The 6,638-nt window shown below is 65.9% G+C and carries 5 protein-coding genes; 2 read left to right on the top strand and 3 right to left on the bottom strand.

Features of this window, described 5'->3' with window-relative positions:
• The 3 genes from AC3WN8_RS22230 to AC3WN8_RS22220 form a co-directional block, all read right to left on the bottom strand.
• Positions 1-258 (bottom strand): L-rhamnose/proton symporter RhaT (locus AC3WN8_RS22230; protein ID WP_492671676.1); only part of this gene is annotated, 258 nt, incomplete at its 3' end.
• Between the two features lie 18 nt (positions 259-276).
• The gene (lldD, locus tag AC3WN8_RS22225; protein ID WP_492671675.1) at positions 277-1,422 is read right to left on the bottom strand and encodes an FMN-dependent L-lactate dehydrogenase LldD; all 1,146 of its coding nucleotides are present in this window, start codon (positions 1,420-1,422) and stop codon (positions 277-279) included.
• Complete coding sequence (locus AC3WN8_RS22220; protein WP_492671674.1) at positions 1,419-2,837, bottom strand: FGGY-family carbohydrate kinase; 1,419 nt, start codon at positions 2,835-2,837, stop codon at positions 1,419-1,421. The genes lldD and AC3WN8_RS22220 overlap by 4 nt, the downstream gene beginning before the upstream one ends.
• A gap of 115 nt (positions 2,838-2,952) precedes the next feature.
• Between AC3WN8_RS22220 and AC3WN8_RS22215 the strand changes: the two genes are divergently transcribed.
• Positions 2,953-5,067, top strand: coding sequence for a bifunctional rhamnulose-1-phosphate aldolase/short-chain dehydrogenase (locus tag AC3WN8_RS22215; protein ID WP_492671673.1), 2,115 nt, complete (start codon positions 2,953-2,955; stop codon positions 5,065-5,067).
• Positions 5,068-5,305: 238 nt separating this feature from the next.
• Entirely contained in the window at positions 5,306-6,601 is a 1,296-nt protein-coding gene (gene rhaI / locus AC3WN8_RS22210; protein ID WP_492671672.1) for an L-rhamnose catabolism isomerase, read from the top strand.
• Positions 6,602-6,638 lie beyond the last annotated feature (37 nt).

Genomic DNA, 6,638 nt, shown 5'->3' with positions numbered 1-6,638 from the left:
GCCCAGCCCCCACATCGCCCCCCAGAACCAGCACCAGAACCAGATGGTGCGGGGCGTTTCGGCGAGGACGCCGATCAGGTCGTGGGTCTGGATCGCGGCCAGCAGCCAGGGCGCGATCAGCCAGGAGAAGATGCCGCCCGTGATCCAGAATATCTCCCACGACCAGGCGCGGATGCGCTTGTAGGGCACGTAGAAGCTGGCGGAGGACAGCCCGCCCAGCCAGTGAAAGAACACGCCGAGCAGCGGGTTCGCATCCATCGTCTCTCTCCCCCTTCTCTATCGGATAACCAGCGAATCCGGACCGATCGCCGCGATGCTGGTCTTGCCCGTGAGCGCCATGGCGACGCGCATCTCGGCTTCGATCAGTTCCAGCACATGGCGTACGCCGCGTTCGCCTGCGCCCGCGAGCGCAAAGGCCCAGGCGCGCCCGAGCAGCACGCCCTTTGCGCCCAGCGCGAGCATCCGCACCACGTCCAGCCCGGATCGCACGCCGCCATCGGCAAGGACGGTCAGGCTATCTCCGACCGCATCCGCGATCGCCGGCAGCGCGTGCGCGACCGACGGCACGCCGTCGAGCTGGCGCCCGCCATGGTTGGAGACGATGATGCCGTCGACGCCCGTTTCGGCCGCGGCGCGTGCATCGTCCGCATCCAATATGCCCTTGATGACGATCGGGCCTTTCCAATGCGCACGCACGAAGTCGAGGTCGCGCCAGGTGACCGCGGGATCGAAATTATGCTTCATCCAGCCGAGGAAATCCTCGAGCCCCGATCGGCGGCCGAGCAACGGTGCGACATTGCCGAGCTGGTGCGGCCGACCATGGACGCCGACATCCCATGCCCAGCGCGGTCGCCGCACGGCCTGCCCGACGCGGCGAAGCTGCCCGCCGAGCCCCGGCGCGCCGGCAAGGCCCGAGCGATGGTCGCGATAGCGCGCGCCGGGCATCGGCATGTCGACCGTGAAGACCAGCACGGGGCAGGAAAGGGCGCTCGCCTGTGCGAGCAGCGACCGCATGAAGTCGCGATCGCGCACCATATAGAGCTGGAACCAGAAGGGCGTGTCGCAGCCCTGTGCGACCTCGCCCAGCGAACAAGCCGACACCGTCGAAAGCGTGAAGGGCACGCCCGCCGACGCGGCCGCGCGTGCCGCCTGCACCTCGCCGCGCCGGGCCGCCAGGCCGGCAAGGCCGATCGGGCCGAGTGCGACCGGCATGGCGAGGCTCTGGCCGAACAATTTTGTGGTCAGGTCGATCGCGGAGACGTCGTTCAGGACGCGCTGACGCAGCGCGACGGCCTGCAGGTCGGTGAGGTTCGCGCGCAGCGTCTGTTCGGCGTAGGAACCGCCATCGAAATAGTCGAACAGGAAGCGGGGCAGGCGCCGCCGCGCGGCTTCCCGATAATCGTCGATCGATGCCGCCTTCACGCCGCCGCCTCCATCCGTTCGGCCGCGAGGCGCCAGCGGTCGCGATAGGGTGCAAGGTCGATGTCGAGCGGCGTCACGCGTTCGAGTGGTTCGGCGGGGGGCGGAGCGGCGTCGATCAGGCGGAGCGCGCCATAGGAAACGTCGTTATGCGCCTTTCCGACATAGACGTGCATGTCGGGACGCAGCGTGGCCAGAGCGCGGACGAAGACCTGGCTTTCGGTGAAGCGGCCCTCGATCAGCAGCTTGTCCTGTGCGCCGATCAGATCGAGCGAGACGTCGGCGACCAGCGCGGCATAGAGCGCCACCGTCGCGCGGTGGGCGATATGGTCGCCCGGCATCGAAACCCGGCGCCCGCGTGCTCGCGGGAAGGGGCCGAAGCCAGGCGCGAAGCCCGGCAATATCATCGCGCCCCGTTCCAGCAGCTGCGGCAATGCCGCGATCATTGCGGGCTGGTCCGGCCTGAAGTCGATGCGTTGCATATCGGGGCCGATCAGTGTCTCGATCTCCCGCCCGCCCATGAGGCGCGCTGAGGGAATTGGCCGGCCGAATGCATCGACATTGATCAGGCAGTCGCGCGACGCGTCGAGACTGTCCATGTCGATCGATGACGCATCTCCGGGAGAGCGCATCGCGACGAACCAGGTTCCGGTCGACATGATCGTCGATTCATGACCGGCGATCTCGCCATGGCTGCACGCGGCAAGCAATGCGGCGTTCGAATCATGGAGGCCGCAATGGACCTCGGTATCGGCGGGCAGGCCGGTGCGCGCTACCCAGCCGGGCGTCAGCGTGCCGAGGATCTCGCCCGCGCCGCGCAGCGGCGCCAGCCGCTCTGCCCAGCCACGCCGCTCCGCCAGTTTGGAGGGGCGCCCCGCGAGCGGATTCCAGAGGTCGGTATGGCAGCCCAGGCTCGTGACCTCCGAGGCCGCGATGCCGCTGAACAGCCAACTCCAATATTGGGCCCATGGCAGGATCCGGGTGCCCCGGCTCAGGTCCGGATCGATTGTTTCCAGCCTGAAGATCTGTGCGCCGAGATTGAGCCCGTCGGGAAGCGCGGGCGAGCCCGTTTCGGCGAAGGCGCCGCGCTCCGCATCATAGCGTACGCGCAGCGCCGCGGGCATCGGCACCTCATAATCGATCGGCGGGCAAGCGAGACGATCGTCGCGGATGATCGCCGCCCCGGCGCCATGGCCGACCGGAATGATCGCGCCGACATAAGCGAGCGCGGCGAAATCGCGCAACGCTTCGGTCACCCAGATCTCGATGCCCCCGGCATCGAGCGCGACATAGGCGCCCGTCTCGATACGCACATTGGCGCGGGTGCGCCGCACGATCAGCGCGCCCTCGGGCGACCAGAGGCTCAGCTTGGCCAGCGTCTTTCCGACATCGAGGACGATGGTCGAGCGGCCCTTCATCTGTTTCCTGCCCTTGCTTCTTTTCGACTGAATTTGATTGAACTTTATCGAAACTGATTGCAACATGCCAGCGATTTCGATAGAGATGCCGCCAATCAAACAACGGATTTCCTTCATGTCCGAAATGGATGCCATGCCCAAATCCCGAGTTGCGCTGCGCTTTGCGGTTCCGTCGAGCCGTTGGTCCGACGCGGAGGCGGCGGGGAAGGGGCCGGAAGAGCTGTTGCTTTATCGCTCCAACCTTCTGGGTGCGGACCTGACGGTGACCAATTTCGGCGGCGGCAACACCTCGGCGAAGCTCGACGGGCGCGATCCGCTGACCGGTGACGTGGTGCGCGTGCTGTGGGTGAAGGGGTCGGGCGGCGATATCGGATCGATGAAGCGCGAAGGTTTCGCGACGCTTTATCTCGACAAGCTGCTCGGGCTGGAGGCGCTGTATCGCGGCCTTGCGCATGAGGACGAGATGGTCGGCTATCTGCCGCACTGCACCTTCGCGCTCAATCCGCGCGCGGCGTCGATCGACACGCCGCTCCATGCCTATCTGCCGTTCGATCATGTCGACCATGTCCATCCCGATGCGATCATCGCGCTTGCGGCGTCGAGTGAGGGTGAGGCGGCGACTCGTGCCATCTGGGGCGGTGCGGTCGGCTGGCTGCCATGGCAGCGGCCCGGATTCGATCTGGGGCTGAAGCTGCGCGACCATGTCGCCGCGAATCCGGGGCTGCGCGGCGTGATGCTGGCGGGGCACGGCATCATCTGCTGGGGCGACAGCGCCCAGGCTTGCTACGCCAACACGATCGGCCTGATCGCCGACGCGGCCGATTATCTGAACGACAAGCTGGCCGATATGGCGGCGTTCGGTGGAGAGGTTTCGCCGCGGCGCGCGCCGGCCGAGCGTGCCGCCGCCGCGGATGCCCTGATGCCACTGCTGCGCGGCCTGATGGGTGGCGATCGTGGCCGCGTCGGGCATTTTGCCGACGATGCCGAAACGCTGGAGTTCGTCGGTAGCCGCGATTTCGAGCGGCTGGCTGCGACGGGCACCTCCTGTCCCGATCATTTCCTGCGAACCAAGATCGCGCCGCTCGTGCTCGATCCTGCGCGGATCGGCGATGCGGCCTATCTCGGCGAGCGGATCGAGGCCTATCGCCAGGACTATGCGGCCTATTACCGGCGCTGCGCCCGGCCGGATTCGCCGGCGATGCGCGATCCCAATCCCGTGGTCGTGCTCGTTCCCGGCATCGGGCGCATGACCTTCGCGGCCGACAAGATGACGGCGCGGCTGGCCGGCGAATTCTACGCCAATGCCATCAACGTGATGCGCGGCGCGGAAGCGATCGGTTCCTATGTCGGCCTCGACGAGCAGGAGGCGTTCGACATCGAATATTGGCTGCTCGAAGAAGCCAAGCTGCGGCGCATGCCGAAGCCGAAGCGGCTCGCCGGGCGTATCGCGCTCGTCACCGGCGCTGCGGGTGGCATCGGTGCGGCGACCGCCGACCGGCTGGCGGCCGACGATGCGTGCGTGATGCTGGTCGATCGCGACTCCGACGCGCTGACCGATGCCGCGGAGCGCCTCGAAGCCCGGTTCGGAAAGGACAGGATCCGTTCGTCCGTGTGCGACGTCACCGACGAGGCGCAGGTCGCTGCCGCTTTCGCCGCCTGCGCGCGCGAATTCGGCGGGCTGGACATTTTTATCGCCAATGCGGGCATCGCGTCTTCGGCGCCGATCGAGGATACCGACATCGATCTGTGGCAACGCAATTATGACGTGCTCGCCAAGGGCTATTTCCTCACCGCGCGGGCGGCCTTTCCGCTGATGCGGCAGCAGGGCGGCGGCGCGATCGTCTTCATCGGATCGAAGAACGGCATCGCGGCGGCGACCAATGCCGCTGCCTATGCCTCGGCCAAGGCCGCGGCGCTCCATCTGGCGCGCTGCCTGGCGCTCGAAGGCGCGCCGCATGGCATCCGCGTCAACACCGTCAATCCCGATGCGGTGATCAAGGGATCGCGCATCTGGGATGGCGACTGGCGTCGCGAGCGCGCCGGCGCGCACGGCATCGACGCCGGCAACGCGCTCGAGGAACATTATCGCAACCGCTCGCTGCTGAAGCGCGACGTGTTGCCGGAGGATGTGGCCGAAGCCGTCTATTTCCTGGCGAGCGACATGTCGGCAAAGTCGACCGGCAACATGATCAATGTCGACGCGGGCAACGCGCAGGCCTTTACGCGCTAGTGGTCTGCTCCAAACGGATGCGGATGCATCCGTTTGGAAAAAGCAGACCACCAGCCAATAGCTTAGTGGATCGTATCTGACAAAAGCGGATGCTTTTTTCAGATACGATCCACTAGAGCGATTTCCAGTCAGATGGCTTCATCTGACGACTCGGAAATCGCGGCGAAACAAAAGCTTAGAGTGGTCGATCTGATTCAATCAGATCATAAACCGCTCTAAGAAACGGGAGAGGATGGGCATGGTGGACGATAGGCCGGTGGCGCGGGATGTCGTCGAGCGCCTGAATGCGGGCCTCCGCGACGCGCTCGACGACGATTATGACAGCCTCGGTCGCCAGCTCGACCGTCGCGGCATCGCTATCGAGGCCGTGACCGCGAAGGTCGCGGATTTCTCGGTGGCGGTGCCGAGTTGGGGCGCGGGGCGCGGCGGCACGCGTTTCGCCAAATTCCCGATTCCGGGCGAGCCCACCAGCATCCATGAGAAACTGGAGGATTGCGCGGTGGTGCAGCAGCTTTGCCGCGTCACGCCGCGCGTGAGCCCGCATTTCCCCTGGGACCGGGTGAGCGACTATCGCGCGCTGCGCGAGGAGGCGGCGGCGCTCGGCCTCGGCTTCGACGCGGTCAACAGCAACAGCTTCCAGGATCAGCCGGGCCAGGCGTTCAGCTATGCCACCGGCTCGCTTTCCTCCACTCGTGCCGAAGTGCGCGAGCAGGCGATCGCGCACAATATCGAGTGTATCGAGATCGGCGTGCAATTGGGCGTTTCCGACCTGACGGTGTGGGTCGGCGACGGCACCAATCTTCCGGGGCAGCAGGATCTCGGCCGTTCGCTCGACCGCTATGTCGATGCGGCGTCGCAGGTCTATGCCGCGCTGCCTCATGGCTGGCGGATGCTGATCGAGCACAAGCTGTACGAACCCGCTTTCTATTCGACCGTCATTTCCGACTGGGGCAGCTCGATCCTCGTTGCCCAGGAATTGGGTGACAAGGCGCAATGCCTCGTCGATCTCGGCCATCATGCCCCCACCGTGAACATCGAACAGATCGTCGCGCGGCTCCATCGCTTCGGCAAGCTCGGCGGCTTCCACTTCAACGACAGCAAATATGGCGACGACGATCTGGATTCCGGGGCGATCAATCCGCATCAGCTGTTCCTCGTCTTCAACGAACTGGTCGAGGCGGAGCGCAATCCCCGGGGCGGTTTCCGCCCCGCTTACATGATCGACCAGTCGCACAATGTGACCGATCCCATCGAAAGCATGATGGCGTCGGCAGAGGCGATCGCGGGCGCCTATGCCAAGGCTTTGCTCGTCGATCGCGATGCGCTGCACGCGGCGCAGGACGCCAATGACGCGATGATGGCGTTCCAGGCGCTGCGAAACGCCTATCGCACCGACGTATCGCCGATCCTGGCAAAGGCACGCGCGGACGCGGGCGGGGCGATCGACATGATCGCCGCCTATCGCGCCAGCGGCTGGCGCGATCGCAAGGCGCAGGAGCGGCAGGCGGCCGGAACGGCCGCAGGCATCGTTTAGGATCGATCCCATCATTCGATTGCAACTTGGCGCAGCT

The organism is Sphingobium sp. FW305-3-2-15-F-TSA7 (assembly GCF_058787155.1).
Note: the sequence above shows the minus strand (reverse complement) of the source record. Positions and strands in the feature narration are given on the sequence as shown.